The 14,532-nt window shown below is 51.1% G+C and carries 14 protein-coding genes; 7 read left to right on the top strand and 7 right to left on the bottom strand.

The window, feature by feature from the left end; all coding sequences use genetic code 11:
* Positions 1–117: 117 nt before the first annotated feature.
* Entirely contained in the window at positions 118–258 is a 141-nt protein-coding gene (locus ACOZIO_RS06670) for a hypothetical protein (RefSeq protein ID WP_165383710.1), read from the bottom strand.
* On the opposite strand from ACOZIO_RS06670, the gene dinG reads away from it, so the two are divergent.
* From dinG to ACOZIO_RS06650, 4 genes are all read left to right on the top strand, one after another.
* Positions 257–2,431, top strand: a complete 2,175-nt coding sequence (dinG, locus tag ACOZIO_RS06665; RefSeq protein WP_217139054.1) for an ATP-dependent DNA helicase DinG — start codon at positions 257–259, stop codon at positions 2,429–2,431. The genes ACOZIO_RS06670 and dinG overlap by 2 nt on opposite strands.
* A gap of 46 nt (positions 2,432–2,477) precedes the next feature.
* Complete coding sequence (gene ybiB / locus ACOZIO_RS06660) at positions 2,478–3,440, top strand: DNA-binding protein YbiB (protein WP_129991254.1); 963 nt, start codon at positions 2,478–2,480, stop codon at positions 3,438–3,440.
* A 219-nt stretch (positions 3,441–3,659) separates the two neighbouring features.
* Complete coding sequence (locus ACOZIO_RS06655; protein WP_129952404.1) at positions 3,660–4,001, top strand: zinc ribbon domain-containing protein YjdM; 342 nt, start codon at positions 3,660–3,662, stop codon at positions 3,999–4,001.
* Positions 4,002–4,113: 112 nt separating this feature from the next.
* Entirely contained in the window at positions 4,114–5,976 is a 1,863-nt protein-coding gene (locus ACOZIO_RS06650; protein ID WP_217219006.1) for a M3 family metallopeptidase, read from the top strand.
* An 83-nt stretch (positions 5,977–6,059) separates the two neighbouring features.
* Here ACOZIO_RS06650 and ACOZIO_RS06645 read toward each other — a convergent pair whose 3' ends face one another.
* Entirely contained in the window at positions 6,060–6,689 is a 630-nt protein-coding gene (locus ACOZIO_RS06645) for a flavin reductase family protein (protein ID WP_129952406.1), read from the bottom strand.
* A 206-nt stretch (positions 6,690–6,895) separates the two neighbouring features.
* Here ACOZIO_RS06645 and rlmF point away from each other — a divergent pair, with 206 nt between their 5' ends.
* From rlmF to ACOZIO_RS06630, 3 genes are all read left to right on the top strand, one after another.
* Positions 6,896–7,864, top strand: a complete 969-nt coding sequence (rlmF, locus tag ACOZIO_RS06640; RefSeq protein WP_421595118.1) for a 23S rRNA (adenine(1618)-N(6))-methyltransferase RlmF — start codon at positions 6,896–6,898, stop codon at positions 7,862–7,864.
* 344 nt (positions 7,865–8,208) lie between these two features.
* Positions 8,209–9,519: a methyl-accepting chemotaxis protein gene (locus tag ACOZIO_RS06635; RefSeq protein ID WP_129991251.1), complete on the top strand. Its 1,311-nt coding sequence runs from the start codon at positions 8,209–8,211 to the stop codon at positions 9,517–9,519.
* A 513-nt stretch (positions 9,520–10,032) separates the two neighbouring features.
* Positions 10,033–10,302 (top strand): helix-turn-helix domain-containing protein, encoded by a 270-nt coding sequence (locus ACOZIO_RS06630; RefSeq protein ID WP_129952409.1) that lies wholly within the window; start codon positions 10,033–10,035, stop codon positions 10,300–10,302.
* Between the two features lie 373 nt (positions 10,303–10,675).
* Here the strand turns inward: ACOZIO_RS06630 and glnQ are convergent, their stop codons facing one another.
* The 5 genes from glnQ to dps form a co-directional block, all read right to left on the bottom strand.
* Positions 10,676–11,398: a glutamine ABC transporter ATP-binding protein GlnQ gene (gene glnQ / locus ACOZIO_RS06625; RefSeq protein WP_013574681.1), complete on the bottom strand. Its 723-nt coding sequence runs from the start codon at positions 11,396–11,398 to the stop codon at positions 10,676–10,678.
* Positions 11,395–12,054 (bottom strand): glutamine ABC transporter permease GlnP, encoded by a 660-nt coding sequence (gene glnP / locus ACOZIO_RS06620; RefSeq protein ID WP_013574682.1) that lies wholly within the window; start codon positions 12,052–12,054, stop codon positions 11,395–11,397. The genes glnQ and glnP overlap by 4 nt, the downstream gene beginning before the upstream one ends.
* Positions 12,055–12,161: 107 nt before the next feature.
* On the bottom strand, positions 12,162–12,905 hold the full coding sequence (gene glnH / locus ACOZIO_RS06615) for a glutamine ABC transporter substrate-binding protein GlnH (RefSeq protein ID WP_129952410.1): 744 nt from the start codon (positions 12,903–12,905) through the stop codon (positions 12,162–12,164).
* 400 nt (positions 12,906–13,305) lie between these two features.
* Positions 13,306–13,572, bottom strand: coding sequence for a DksA/TraR family C4-type zinc finger protein (locus ACOZIO_RS06610; protein WP_129991250.1), 267 nt, complete (start codon positions 13,570–13,572; stop codon positions 13,306–13,308).
* A gap of 126 nt (positions 13,573–13,698) precedes the next feature.
* Positions 13,699–14,202, bottom strand: a complete 504-nt coding sequence (gene dps / locus ACOZIO_RS06605; RefSeq protein WP_129952412.1) for a DNA starvation/stationary phase protection protein Dps — start codon at positions 14,200–14,202, stop codon at positions 13,699–13,701.
* Between the last annotated feature and the right edge of the window lie 330 nt (positions 14,203–14,532).

Genomic DNA, 14,532 nt, shown 5'->3' with positions numbered 1-14,532 from the left:
CGTTAATCATCATTTTTTGCTGTGCATTCCGTGTGGGCTCGGATTTTTCTCAGCGAGAGTTTTTTACCGTATATTTGTGATCAATTTATGACAGTCAGAAATGAACTTTTTCTTTTTTTACACGTCCTCCCTTTTTTCTCCATAAAATTCGACCACGTCAAATGCCCGGATCCGCGATTTCGGGCTGCGCCAGCCGCCGGTCTGTGTGACAATAGCCGCTGACACTCCGGTCTTACTTTCAACTAAAAAGAGATGCATGGCGCTTTCCCCCGCAGTAAAAAATCAGATAAGCCAGTGGTACAAAGCCCTGCAACAGCAAATCCCGGACTTTATTTCCCGCGCTCCGCAACGTCAGATGATTGCAGAGGTGGCTAAAGCGTTCTCGGGTGACTCGGCACGGCATCTGGCCATCGAAGCGCCAACCGGCGTCGGGAAAACGCTGTCCTACCTGATCCCCGGCATTGCCGTCAGCCGTGAGGAAGAAAAACCGCTGATCGTCAGCACCGCGAATGTGGCGTTGCAGGATCAGATTTTCAGTAAGGATTTACCCCTGCTGAAAAAAATCATCCCTGACCTGAAATTCACGGGCGCGTTCGGGCGTGGTCGTTATGTCTGTCCGCGCAACCTGGCGGCAATGAGTAATGAGAATGCGCAGGGCGATCTCGGGTTATTCCTCGGCGATGAGCTGGCGCCTTCCAGCGGAGAGGAGCAGAAATTCTGTAAAACGCTGGAAACCGCACTCTCCCGGTACGAGTGGGACGGATTGCGCGATCATTACCAGAAAACGATTGACGATCCGCTGTGGATAAAAATCAGCACGGACAAAGCCAACTGCCTCAGCCGTAACTGTCATTATTTCCGCGAATGTCCGTACTTTGTGGCGCGTAAAGAAATTGAAAGCGCCGATGTAGTAGTGACCAACCATGCACTGGTGATGGCCGCGCTGGAATCTGAATCGGTATTGCCGCCAGCGAAAGATTTGCTGCTGGTGCTGGATGAAGGCCACCATTTACCGGACGTGGCGCGGGATGCACTGGAAGTCGATGCCGAAATTACGGCGGTGTGGAATAACCTGCAACTGGATAACTTTGTGCGCCAGATTGAGCAATGTCTGGCGCTGTTCACCCCGAAAAATCCGCCACCGCTGACCAATGCGGAACGCCTGCATAATCACTGTGCTGAAATGCGCGAACTGTTGGTGCTGGTCGAGCAATCGGTCAGCCAGTCTCTGCCGCCTGCTGAACCGGAAGCGGAGTACCGCTTTGAACTGGGCATTTTGCCGCCGGAACTGACTGAACAATGCAGCCGCCTGTTTAAACTCACCGATGGTTTGCGCAGCCTGGCAGAATACATGGTCAACGATCTGAGCGAGAAAACCGGCAAGCACGATATTTTGCGTTTACACCGCGCGATTTTACATATGAGCCGCATGCAGGGTTATCTCGAAACCATGAGTAAACTGTGGCGACTGGCGGCGCTGGATAAAGCCTCGAATGCACCGATTGGTAAATGGGTAACGCGTTCCTATTTCGATAACCAGACACATCTGGTATTTCATTGCGCGGGGATCCGTGTCAGTGAACAACTGGAAAAAATGCTGTGGCGAAAGGTGCCGCATGTCGTCATCACTTCCGCGACACTGCGCTCACTGAACAGTTTTTCCCGGCTTCAGGAAATGAGCGGACTGACGGAAAAGGCCGGTGACCGCTTTGTCAGTCTGGATTCGCCGTTCAGCCATGTTACGCAGGGCAAGCTGGTCATTCCGCAAATGACGCTGGAGCCGGTGATGGCGAATGAAGCCGCGCACATCGGGGAAATGGCGGATTTTTTCCGCGCTGAACTGGCGAAAGGGTTGCATACCGGCCAGCTGGTGTTATTTGCCAGCAACCGTGCGTTACAACAATTTGTAGCCCTGTTACCGGACTTACGTCTGATGTTACTGGTTCAGGGCGATCAGCCGCGTTACCGGCTGGTTGAGGAACACCGTAAACGGGTTGCGGCCGGCACCACCAGCGTGTTGGTCGGCCTGCAATCGTTCGCGGAAGGCTTAGATCTCAAAGGGGAACTGCTGACGCAGGTGCACATCCATAAGATCGCTTTCCCCCCTGTCGACAGTCCGGTTATTCTGACGGAAGGCGAGTGGCTGAAAACGCTGAAACGTTATCCGTTTGAAGTGCAGAGTTTACCCAGCGCATCATTCAATCTGATTCAGCAGGTCGGGCGACTGATCCGCAGCCATGAATGTACGGGCGAAATCGTGATTTACGATAAGCGCCTGCTGACCAAAAATTATGGTGCACGCCTGCTGGCTGCTTTGCCGGTATTCCCGATTGAACACCGTGAAATGCCCGCGCCCGGTTCAGTGAAGCGCCCGGATATTCTCAAGGCTGCGAAGAAAGACCCGGTTCGCCGCCGCACGCGCAGACGGTAGCGTCTTTGCACCCCTATATGCTTGCACAGATTAAGGTAAGGCTACGATGGATTACACCAGACTCATCAAAGAAGTAGGACGGGGTAAAAATCACGCCCGCGATTTGGATCGTGAGCAGTCGTATGCGTTATATCGCGACATGCTGGCGGGCAAGGTGGCGGATCTGCAACTCGGTGCGCTGCTGATTGCGTTACGTATTAAAGGCGAAGCGGAAGAGGAAATGCTCGGTTTTTATCAGGCGATGGAGGAGCGCGTAATGCGCCTTCAGGCACCTGCTGAGCGCCCGCTGCCGGTGGTGATCCCCTCCTATAACGGTGCCCGCAAACAGGCAAATCTGACGCCGCTGCTGGCGATCCTGCTCAGCCGTCTTGGTTTGCCGGTGCTGGTGCATGGCGTGGATGAAGATCCGACCCGCATCACCAGCGCTGAGATTTTCCGCGCGCTGGGTATCCGCGCAGCGCAAAGCCAGCAGGACGCGCAACAACTGACAGATGCCGCTAACGCGCCGGTATTTGTGCCGGTTTCCGTACTTTGCCCGCCGGTCAGTCAACAACTCGCGTTGCGCTGGCAGTTGGGGGTGCGAAACAGCAGCCATACACTGGCGAAACTTATCACACCCTTTACCGGCCAGGACTCCCTGCGTTTATCAAGCGTTTCGCACCCTGAATATGTGCAGCGTGTTTCGTCGTTCTTCCGCCAGATTGATGGCCGTGCACTTCTGACACAGGGCACCGAAGGTGAAGTCTATGCTAACCCTTCACGCTTCCCGCAGACACACTTTATCGCCGGTGGTGAACAGCGTGTACTGGCAGAAAAGGAAGAGATTTTCAGCGCGGACGTACCGGCAACCAAAGACGTGGAGACCACCGTCGCGTACATCACTCAGTGTCTGAATGGCGAGCGCGCTATCCCGCAGGCAATTCTGACTCAACTGATGTGCTGCCTGGTGGCGACCGGCGTTTGTGCCGATATGGCCGAAGCGAAAATGATTGTGGATCAGATTTTCTGATTACGTTCTGGCGAACTCGATCCGCTCCCTCCCCTGCGAAGGGGAGGAGTTAAAAAACAGCCCTTATTACTCTATAAATCCTGCGTTTAGGTTTGTCTCAGCTCCCCAAAAACTCCGTTACCCTGTTCAAAAGGGGGGTTAAACGTTAAAATAAAGGAACTACGAAATTTATTTTATGATTTCATTCGTTTTTTTATAAATATTTATGGAGACTTAACTATGGAAACATTGCCCGCTTGCCCGACTTGTAAATCCGAATTCACCTGGCAGGACGGTGAAATGCTTAACTGCCCTGAATGTGGACATGTGTGGTCCATGAACGGCGATGCCGCTGCGGATGATGATGTGCTGAAAGTGGTAGATGCCAATGGTAATTTGCTGGCGGATGGCGATTCTGTCACCGTGATCAAAGACCTTAAGGTGAAAGGCAGTTCTTCAATGCTGAAAATCGGCACTAAAGTGAAAGGCATCCGCTTAGTCGAGGGCGATCATAACATCGACTGCAAAATTGACGGTTTCGGTCAGATGAAACTCAAATCAGAATTTGTTAAGAAAAACTGATCTCCGCACACCCCAGCCTGACAATCAAAAGCGGTTCTGCCATATCGACATAACCGCTTTGCGAACATACACTCAATGCATAATCTCGTTAACTTTCAGCAGAGACGAATGCATGACACAGGCTCAGGACTACTTTAACGCCCTCAATCGCGATTACCTCAAAGTCCATCAGGATAAAGAAAATTTATTCTGGCAATACTATATGGGCACCGGTGATGATAGCGTTTCCGCCGCTTTCTCCGCTGCCGAAACGGCTTACAAACGTTTTATCGCTGAACCTTCCCGCCCGCAGGAATTACGTGATGCAATTACCCGCGTCGAAAAAGAACCTGCCAGTGAGACGCGTGATGTCTTGCTGCATGGCCTGCATGGCTGGCTGAATTTCTTTGACTGCAATGTGATTGAAGACCCCAAAGCGCAGGCGCTGCTTGATGAAATTATTCAGGCGGAATCCGTACTGTTCGGCAAACGTAAGCAGTACCGTATGACGCACATCAACAGCAAAGGCGAGCGTGTTAATGCCTCCCTCGGTGAGCTGCTGACTAATCAGGCGAATAACGAAAACGAAGCTTATCGCCGGAGCTCGCAAAACGCATTGCGCGAACTGGAGGACTGGCTGCTGCATAACGGTTTACCTGAGTTGATTGGCTTGCGTAACCGCTTTGCGCGTCAGCTTGGTTACCGCAATTACTTCGACTACAAAGTGAATAAAACCGAGCGTATGTCGCCGGAACAGTTATTCACCATCCTTGATCGTTTCGAAGAACAAACCCGTGAAAGCAACACCCGCAGCCTCAATGAACTGGTGGCGCGTGAAGGCGACGCCGCGCTGCTGCCATGGAATATTCGCTTTGCCAGCGCCGGTGACGTCACCCGTCAGCTCGATCCTTACTTTCCGTTCGCCGATTCCCTGCGTCGCTGGATAGACAGTTTCAAACGCCTGAATATCGGTTTTAACGGTGCAGAGATGCAGCTGGATTTACTGGTGCGCGAAGGCAAGTTTGAAAATGGTTTTATGCACGGGCCGGTACCGCCGTTCTACGACAACGGTAAATGGGTGCCGGCGGTGATCAATTTCACCAGCCTGGCGAAACCTGATCAGATTGGGAGTGGTGCGAATGGTTTGAATACGTTGTTCCATGAAGGTGGACATGCGGCGCACTTCGCCAATATCCGCCAGAATGCGCCATGCTTCTCGCAGGAATTTCCGCCGACGTCGATGGCCTATGCGGAAACGCAGTCCATGTTCTGCGACAGCCTGCTGGAAGATGCAGACTGGCTGAAGCGTTACGCGAAAAATACTGCGGGTGAACCGGTGCCGGATGAACTGATCCGTGCAAGCATTGAAGCCCGTCAGCCGATGCGTTCCTTCAATGAACGCCACATTCTGCTGGTGCCGTATTTCGAGTGGCAGCTTTATCAGTGGCCGGATGAGAAGCGCACACCGGAAGCCATGACAGCGCTGGCGCGTGATGTCGAAACCCATATTCTGGGCGTAACCGGCAGTCCGCGTCCGACGCTTGCCATTCCGCACTTACTTTCTATGGAATCTGCCTGTTCCTATCAGGGCTATCTGCTGGCGATGATGGCCGTTGAACAGACGCGTGCCTTCTTCCTTAAACGTGATGGCTATCTGACCGATAATCCGGCCATTGGCCCGGATCTGGCCAGACACTACTGGACGCCGGGGAACAGCGTCAGTCACGACGATACGTTGCGCAGTCTGACCGGTGAAGGATTTAATCCGGATTATCTGGCGCAGGCCTGTAATCAGACGGTGGATGCGGCCTGGCAGGACGCGCAGCGGACGATTGAAAAAGCATCTGAACGTGAGCAGCCTGCAGCGGACTTTGACCTGAATGTACATATCCGCGTAGTGGATGGCACGCTGATCCTGGCAGACAGCGCGGACGGCGATGATGCTATGTGTCAGGACTTTGCCGATTTTGTTGAGCAGAATTACGGCCGTAAATAGTTACGCCAGCACGTTATAATACGCCTGTAAAAGCCACCGCCGGTATCCATCGTGCGGTGGCTTTTTTTGGGCTGAATCTGAACTCAGCGGGCGTCCGGGCGGATAAGATCGAAGCGCAAATCTTCGGAAATACCATAGTAAGCGGAAGGGCCACCCGCGCGTAATACCGGTTCAGCGAGGGCCGTCTGATACACACCATCAACCAGTAAATGCCGGGCAATATGAACACCCACGACTTCGCCCAGGACCAGCCAGGTATCAATATCGCCGCCGGCTGCCGTTTTCAGCTGAATGCATTGCGTGAGCCGGCATTCAAAATTCACCGGACTTTCCAGTACGCGGTCGGCGGCAACGAGGCTGCCGGGTTGTGGCGTCAGGCCCGCGAATTCAAACTCATCCGCGCCGTGTTCCAGCGAAGCCGAACTCTCATTCATTTTAACGGCAAGCCCGCGGGTGGTCAGGTTCCAGACAAATTCACCGGTTTCGACAATGTTTGCCACGCTGTCTTTCCAGCCACTGCTGGCGAAACCGATGATCGGCGGGCGGTAATTGAAGCAGTTGAAAAAGCTGTAGGGTGCGAGATTGCGCTGTCCGGCGGCATTACGTGATGAGATCCAACCAATCGGACGCGGGCCGACAATGGCATTTAACGGGTCATGGGGCAGGCCGTGGCCTTTAGCGGGTTCATAGTAATAGCGATCATCAGTGCTCATGATTTTCCTCAGCAAATAATTCATAAAGACTATGATTTGTACATTACCCGATTTAACCGGGGGGTGACCGTTTTTATGTGCCCGTCTCAGTCTGTATGCATCCGGCAGGCGGCGGCACTTTGTGGTATCTTGTGCGCCATTGATGAATATCTAACGCCCCATCGCATATCTTATGCGTCGCGCACACCTTTCGGAGAGTCACTCAGGTGGAAAAAAAGAAAGTCTTCCCTCAGGAAAAAAGCGGTCTTCACCCGCGAAATCGTCATCGCAGCCGCTATGATTTCCCGGCCCTGATTGCCAGCAGCCCGGAACTTGCACCGTTCGTGGTCGAAAATAAATGGGGCGATTTGTCGGTTGATTTTGCCAATGCTCAGGCGGTAAAAGCCCTGAACCGTGCTTTACTGCGCGATTGCTATCAGATTGAAAACTGGGATATCCCGGCGGACTATCTGTGCCCGCCAATCCCGGGGCGTGCGGATTATATCCATCATCTGGCTGACTTACTGGCTGGCAGCAATAATGGCAATATCCCACAGGGAAAAGACATTTCTGTGCTGGATATCGGTGTTGGCGCGAACTGTATTTATCCGATTATTGGCTTGCGCGAATATGGCTGGCGCTTTACCGCCAGTGAGATCGATCCGGTATCGATGGCGGCGGCTAAAAAAATCGTCGCCACCAACCCGCAACTGACCAACCAGGTGCGTTTCCGTTTACAGGCGAAACCGCAGCGTATTCTCGACACCATTATCCGCCACGATGAGCGTTACGATGCAGTGTTATGTAATCCGCCATTCCACGCGTCGGCGGCAGATGCGGCATCCGGTAGCCAGCGCAAACGCCAGAATCTCGGTCTGGACAGACGTGCGGGTACGGCGGAGCTTAACTTCGGTGGTCAGCACAACGAATTATGGTGTGAGGGCGGGGAAGAAGCCTTTGTTGTCCGCATGGCAGAAGAAAGTGCCGGTAAGGCGCAGAACTGCTTCTGGTATACCGTGCTGGTTTCCAAAAAAACCACGCTGCCGTTATTGTATGATGCACTTCGCGAAGAAGGCTCGACAGATGTCCGCACGGTCGAAATGGTGCATGGCAACAAGATCAGCCGTTTTGTCGCCTGGACCTTCCTGACACCTTCGCAGCAAAAAAGTTGGGCAATCAAACGCTGGTCAGCCTGATCACGTTGTGAATTCCTGTATCCCAGCGTGTTCATCTGACGATGTATGCGCTGGAAAAAATACTGCTGCCAGCCCCTTTCTTTTTCGGTAAATTAAATTAAGCTTAATTCACTATAATAAAATTGATTAATTATCAGAGTAATGATTTTGCGGGTGAGTTTGTTTATTACCGCAATATTTATATTTTGTACACGCCTGCCTAAAACCCACCCAGGGGTCAGACTAATCTTTCGCAGAGTATGAGTAACTTTACTTATCACCTGTGGAAATTAGCACGTGCATTTTTTATCAATTAATTGCGTTTACGCATTAATTCACGTTATCAGCCACAGGGTGTCTGTCCTATGCAATTATTTTCTCATCAGTTTAGTGCGGCATGGCGTGATAAATTCGCTGCGATCCAGCTGGCGGTTCCGATGATTGCCTTTACGCCGGAAGGCGTGGTGCTTGAGGTCAATGATCTGTTTCTCAGCAGCATGGGGTACAGCAGAGGCGAGGTGATGGGCCAGCCTCATCGGATTTTTTGCACCCCGGAATTTGTTGCCAGTGATGCGTACCGTCTCCATTGGGAAGGTTTACGGCAGGGAAAGTCGGTCAGCGGGAATATTAAACGTGTACAGAAGAATGGAAATATCATCTGGCTCGAAGCGACGTATGTTCCGGTAAAAAACAAACAAGGAAAAGTGACTGAGATAATTAAAATTGCCAGCGATGTATCCGAAAGAATTAACGAATCGCACGAACACCAGGGAATTTTACAAGCGCTAGACCGGTCGATGGCACTGATTACCTTTACACCTGAGGGGAGTGTGATTTCTGCGAACAATAACTTCCTGAAACTCATGGGATATTCTTTACAGCAAATTAAGGGCCATTCCCACACGATGTTTTGTCTCCCGCAATACCGTGATTCCCTCGATTACCGCCATCACTGGCAGCGTCTGCGAAGCGGTGAGTTTATTCTCGGGCGTTTTGAGCGCATCAATGGCCGCGGCCAGCCTGTCTGGCTGGAAGCGAGTTATAATCCGGTGATAGATGATGACGGCAAAGTGATAAAGATCGTTAAAATTGCGCATGACATTACGGATCAGATGCATCAGCAGCGTCAGCAGGAAAGCATGATGACACATGTGCATGAACTGTCGCTGACCACTGATAAAACGGCGGCAGAGGGGGTAACCATCGTCCGGCAAGCCGTGGAAGATATGCAGGAAGTGGAAGCGCTGGCACGGCGGACTTCCGATATCATCGGACAACTGGGTCAGACTTCGGAACGCATTGGCGAAATGGTTGACACCATCCGCCGTATTTCCTCACAGACCAATTTGCTGGCCATCAACGCGACTATTGAAGCTGCGCACGCGGGTGAGCAAGGGAGGGGGTTTGCTGTGGTGGCGGGGGAAGTCCGGTCACTGGCCGATCAGTCCCGCAAAGCGGCTGTTGAGATAGATCAGCTCACACAAAACATCCGCGACGGTGTGATGGCTGCGATTGACGGCATGGGGAATTGTGTCAGCCGCGCGGGCGGCGGCGTTGCACTGAGCCGCAATGCGGGTGATGTGATCAATCAGGTAAATCTCGGCATGCAAGATCTGGTGCGAATGATGGCGGAGTTTTCTGTCGTCGCGAGGGAAAAGGAACAGACGAGGCATTAGTGGCAGGAGGCCGCTCCGTTCAGCAAGATTTCTGAATCGCCCTTGGGCAAAAAACCTGTATCTGATGTAACTCCATGTAACGGCTAAAATTTACTCTGAATCAAGTTCTCAACTTCTTGATTTCGCAATTGGCACGCGGTAAGTCATTACGGTATGATCACTTCGCTGCGGCTCATCCGCAGTTGGGAGTTGCGGCCCAGATTACTGGAGGTAAGGAACGTTCAACGCGTTCGTTTCTTACTGATGCCTTGTCACATCCATCGAAAATGATCGCATCATGCGTGAATATAGATGTTCTATGGTGGCTCAGGTGGGGCTGACTTCGGTCAGGCCGGTTTCCAGTAATCCGGTACCGCAATCCCTGTCTGGGCTACCACCCAAGAGTATTGCGGCTCTCCGGTGGTGGCGTAATTCCATCAAAACTGGAAATGCGAATATGCGAACTCTCCACAATCCCACTTTCCTGCCATTTATACCCAACCTTCACTTTGTCCTCTGGCATGGAGGATACCAATGAAAACCTATACAGACTGGCATCAGGCCGACATTATTGCCGCACTGCGTAAGCAAGGAACAACGCTTGCCGCCGTTTCACGCGCAGCGGGTTTGTCCTCTTCGACTCTTTCAAATGCGTTGTCACGTTCGTGGCCGAAAGGCGAAATGCTGATTGCTTCTGCACTCAATATTGCACCAGCACAAATCTGGCCAAGCCGTTATTTTGATGCGCAAGGCCAACTCATAAGCAAGACATTAAGAAATAGCCACGATAAATCAAGAGACTAGTTTTTTGAATTTGTCGAATGGCGCGCTCAAAAATGGCACCGAATGAATGGTTCGAGACCCAAGGCTCGAAACCTGAAATGAGGGAATCGCGGAGCGATGACATTTTGCGCCACTTGCCGATGCAACAGAACATGTCCGTCGTTCCAGCGATAGCACGCAGTAAAAAAGCGAGGGGAAATCCAAAAGGGGAAAAGCACTTTCCCCTTTTGGGCGGTTTCGGCGCAGCGCGTTAAGCGATCACCGCACTTGAGAAACCGAAACTTACTCAATCCAACTTTCACGGTGAGTGAAAAAACCGAAATATTCTCGATCAAGCCTTCACGGCGAGTGAGAAAGCGTTCGGTTAGCCGCCCCGTTGCAGCGGCCTTCTGCATCACGAAACGTGTTGCAGGAACTCACGCAGACGTTCACTCGGCGGATTGTTCACCAGATCTGCCGGTTTGCCGTCTTCTGCAATGCGACCTTTGTCGATAAAGATTAAGCGTGATGCCACTTTCTCGGCGAAGCCGACTTCATGGGTCACGATAACCATCGTCATGCCTTCTTCCGCCAGTTGTTTCATGACGGTCAGCACTTCGTGACGCAGTTCAGGATCGAGCGCAGAGGTTGGCTCATCAAACAGCATCAGTTTAGGTTTCACCGCCAGAGCACGGGCAATTGCCACACGCTGCTGCTGGCCACCGGAAAGCTCTGACGGATAGTGGTTGGCGCGTTCAGACAGGCCCACTTTTGCCAGCAACTCTTTCGCCAGTTTATTGGCTTCATCCTTCGACGCACCACGAACGCGGATCGGGCCGAAAGCCACGTTTTCCAGCGCCGTCATGTGCGGAAACAGATAGAACTGCTGGAACACCATACCGGCTTCCTGGCGGATCAGACGTTCATCCACTTTCGGATCATTCACTTTCAGGCCATCGACAATCAGTTCACCGGACGTGATTTCTTCCAGCTTATTGATGCAACGCAACAGCGTGGATTTACCGGAGCCGGATGGCCCGATGATAACCACGACTTCTCCCTGAGAAATGTTCAGATCGATGTCGTGGAGCACCTGGGTTTTACCAAAGTGTTTTGAGACGTTCTTGAATTCAATCATATAATTTTCAGTTTGCGTTCTAAGCGGCGCAGAACAAAGCTCAGAGCCAGCGTGATGATCAGATAGATAACAGCAACCGCACTCCAGATTTCCATAGCGCGGAAGTTACCGGCAATAATTTCCTGGCCCTGACGGGTCAGTTCGGCCACACCGATAACGATAAACAGCGACGTATCCTTGATACTCACAATCCACTGGTTACCTAACGGTGGCAGCATACGGCGCAATGCCAGCGGCATGATGATGTAACGTAGCGTCGCACGGCGCGACAGGCCCAGCGCCAGACCGGCTTCACGGAAACCGTTGTGAATCGACAACACCGCGCCTCGTGTAATTTCAGCGATATAAGCACCGGAGTTGATGATGATCGTCACCACCGCCGCGCTGAAAGGGTCGATCCGCAGATCGGGCACCATCATCGGCAGTGCGAAATAAATGAACATCACCTGTACGACGATAGGCGTGCCGCGAATAAGCTCGATAAACACCAGTGCGACGTTGCTGCTAAACCAGCCACCGAACGCGCGGGCAAAGCCCGCAATCACACCAATAATCAGGCCGCCAACCAGACCGAGGACCGAAATCCACAATGTCATTTTGGCGCCTTCGAGCAGGATAGGCAGAGCGGGCCAAATTACGCTCCAGTCAAACTGCATGGATTATCTCCTGGTATAACAACAAACTGCGCCTGGTCAGCATCACTGGCAGGCGCTTCTTATCAAGTGCTCTTTCTGAAAAAGGAACGACTTAAATGAAAAAGGGCTTATTTAGGTTCGCTATCAAACCATTTTTTGTAGATCGCCGCGTAAGTCCCATTCTCTTTGATGGTTTTGAGCGCCGCGTTGGCTTTTTCACGCAGGTCACTGCCTTGCGGGAAAGCAATACCGTACTGCTGTCCAGCCAGTGAATCACCGACTGCTTTGAACTGACCTTTACCGGCCGTTTTGATGAAGTACAGGATATTTGGCGTGTCGTGCATTACCGCATCAGCGCGGCCAGTGCCCAGTTCCATATAAGCGCTGTCGATGTTCGGGAACTGACGCAGATCTTTGGTCTGTACGTTAGCTTTCATGTAATCAACGGAGCTGGTGCCGCTTTTCACTGCAACGGTTTTGCCTTTCAGATCAGCCACGCTTTTGATGCTGTCGTTATTGCTCTTAACCATCACCATCAGGCCGCTGTTGTAATAGCCGTCAGAGAAGTCGATGGCTTTTTTACGTTCAGGTGTGATGGTGATCCCCGCCAGCGCCAGATCGATGTTGTGTGTCTGCAGGGCAGGAATGATGCCGCCGAAGTCCATCGGTTTCAGTTCATAGGAGACTTTCATCTCTTTTGCGACCGCGTCCCACAGGTCAATGTCGAAGCCGACGTACTTGTCGCCTTGTTTGAATTCAAACGGTACAAACGCAGTGTCGGTAGCTACGATCAATTTTTTGTCTGCTGCGTGTGAGCTAACGGCAAAGGCCAGGGTTAACGCGGCCAGGGAAACTTTTAAGAGTGACTTCATCAGGGAATTTCCTTTGTACATATTATGGGAACGACTTTATGTTACGGCGCTATAATGCAATATTTATGCCAAATTTTATATTTATTAAAATTCAATGTCTTATCGCGTTGCTGAACCGTTTAAGCAGTGATTGAAAGCCGGTTAGCACCAAATGAGTGCATTGTTACATGTGGCAATGTTCTTTTATGGTGCGTGGTTTTATCATTAACCATATCTTGTATTTTAAACAATCATTAATTAACAACTACGCTGCTCAAATGATAACTTGCTCTAACTTTATTGATACATGAGTAAAATGTGTGCTCAATTTTGAAGCAAACATATCAATGAGGGGGAGATAATAACGGGGGGGAGGACTTTCATTGAACCATAATGGTGCAGTCTGACATATGACAAAATATTAGCGTAGCTGACTGTCTTTGCTGCCGCGTCGGTTGTAGCCAGCGTGATCCTGCTGCTTTTTATCCAGCACTGCCTGACAGGTGACGCAGTACTGCACGCCCTGAAGCGCTTTACGGCGTGCCTCCGGGATCGGGTCACCACACTCTTTACAGTAATGCGCACTTTCGCCATGCCCGAGAGACTGACGTGCGCGATCGACCGCATCATTTACCGTAGAATCAATCTGTTCCTGCACGGCGCCATCTTGCGCCCATCCGCTTGCCATTATGACCTCCCCGCAAGGGTTCGTAAAAAGGTGAAACGGGCAGATGATTATCATCTGCCCGTTTTGTACTGAACTTGAAGAAGTAGGGTAGCTGCGGTTACATGCCTTCAGCTACCGGGGCGCTGATTACTCGATATTTGATTCAATGAACCACAGGAATTTATCCAGGTCGCGCGATGCGGCAGTGAAAATATCAGCGGTGTCTTCATCTTCGACTTCGCTTATGGCTTTGCGCGTGTCATTAGCGACGACGCCATAACGTTCTGCCAGGGCTTTCAGGTGTTCCTGCACGCTATGGATATTGGTCGGATAGCTCTTCAGGGGAGTTTTATCGTTAACAACCTGAACGGTACCCAACGCCACGCCGCCTAACTGCACAATACGTTCTGCAATGGTGTCCTGATGATCGATGATCGCGGTACGGAAGCCATCAAGCATTTCGTGTACGGCAATAAAGTTTGCACCACGCATATTCCAGTGTGCCTGCTTGGTGATCAGTGACAGGTCGATGTATTCGGTCACCAGACGGTTCAGCACCTTGATAGTATTGAGTTTGACGCTTTCATCTAAATCATTGCGTGTATAGATAAGCTCAGAAGATTTCGTTTTGACCAGTTTAGCGGTACTCATATACATATCTCCTTGTTTCATTAAAATTAATTGCTATTAATGTATTTCATAACTGTATTCAGTATAGCAATAAATTGAAAAATTGCAGGGCGACCATTCCTATCGTTCTGATAGTGTATGACTTATAAGCTCTGCAACAGGTTCGCTTTTAAATTATCATGCTGATTTATAAGGTAGATAGGATTCATCCGGAACTTCATCTACTATTACCCGGATAAAATAAATCAGGACTGATAATTATTTTCATTACGGGAGTCAGGATATTTTTAAGTGTAAGTGACAGTATGCGGATATATCTTTATCAGGTTTTTTCCGGCAGGGCATAGGAAT

This window comes from Rahnella sp. PD4 (genome assembly GCF_049199325.1).
Classification (GTDB): domain Bacteria; phylum Pseudomonadota; class Gammaproteobacteria; order Enterobacterales; family Enterobacteriaceae; genus Rahnella; species Rahnella perminowiae.
This window is presented reverse-complemented; position numbering and strand designations above follow the sequence as displayed.

Bases quoted from the DNA above. Each gene is read 5' to 3' on its own strand.
- dinG (WP_217139054.1), top strand. From the start codon at position 257: ATGGCGCTTTCCCCCGCAGTAAAAAATCAGATAAGCCAGTGGTACAAA.
- ACOZIO_RS06670 (WP_165383710.1), bottom strand. From the start codon at position 258: ATGCATCTCTTTTTAGTTGAAAGTAAGACCGGAGTGTCAGCGGCTATT.
- ybiB (WP_129991254.1), top strand. From the start codon at position 2,478: ATGGATTACACCAGACTCATCAAAGAAGTAGGACGGGGTAAAAATCAC.
- ACOZIO_RS06655 (WP_129952404.1), top strand. From the start codon at position 3,660: ATGGAAACATTGCCCGCTTGCCCGACTTGTAAATCCGAATTCACCTGG.
- ACOZIO_RS06650 (WP_217219006.1), top strand. From the start codon at position 4,114: ATGACACAGGCTCAGGACTACTTTAACGCCCTCAATCGCGATTACCTC.
- ACOZIO_RS06645 (WP_129952406.1), bottom strand. From the start codon at position 6,689: ATGAGCACTGATGATCGCTATTACTATGAACCCGCTAAAGGCCACGGC.
- ACOZIO_RS06635 (WP_129991251.1), top strand. From the start codon at position 8,209: ATGCAATTATTTTCTCATCAGTTTAGTGCGGCATGGCGTGATAAATTC.
- ACOZIO_RS06630 (WP_129952409.1), top strand. From the start codon at position 10,033: ATGAAAACCTATACAGACTGGCATCAGGCCGACATTATTGCCGCACTG.
- glnQ (WP_013574681.1), bottom strand. From the start codon at position 11,398: ATGATTGAATTCAAGAACGTCTCAAAACACTTTGGTAAAACCCAGGTG.
- glnP (WP_013574682.1), bottom strand. From the start codon at position 12,054: ATGCAGTTTGACTGGAGCGTAATTTGGCCCGCTCTGCCTATCCTGCTC.
- glnH (WP_129952410.1), bottom strand. From the start codon at position 12,905: ATGAAGTCACTCTTAAAAGTTTCCCTGGCCGCGTTAACCCTGGCCTTT.
- ACOZIO_RS06610 (WP_129991250.1), bottom strand. From the start codon at position 13,572: ATGGCAAGCGGATGGGCGCAAGATGGCGCCGTGCAGGAACAGATTGAT.
- dps (WP_129952412.1), bottom strand. From the start codon at position 14,202: ATGAGTACCGCTAAACTGGTCAAAACGAAATCTTCTGAGCTTATCTAT.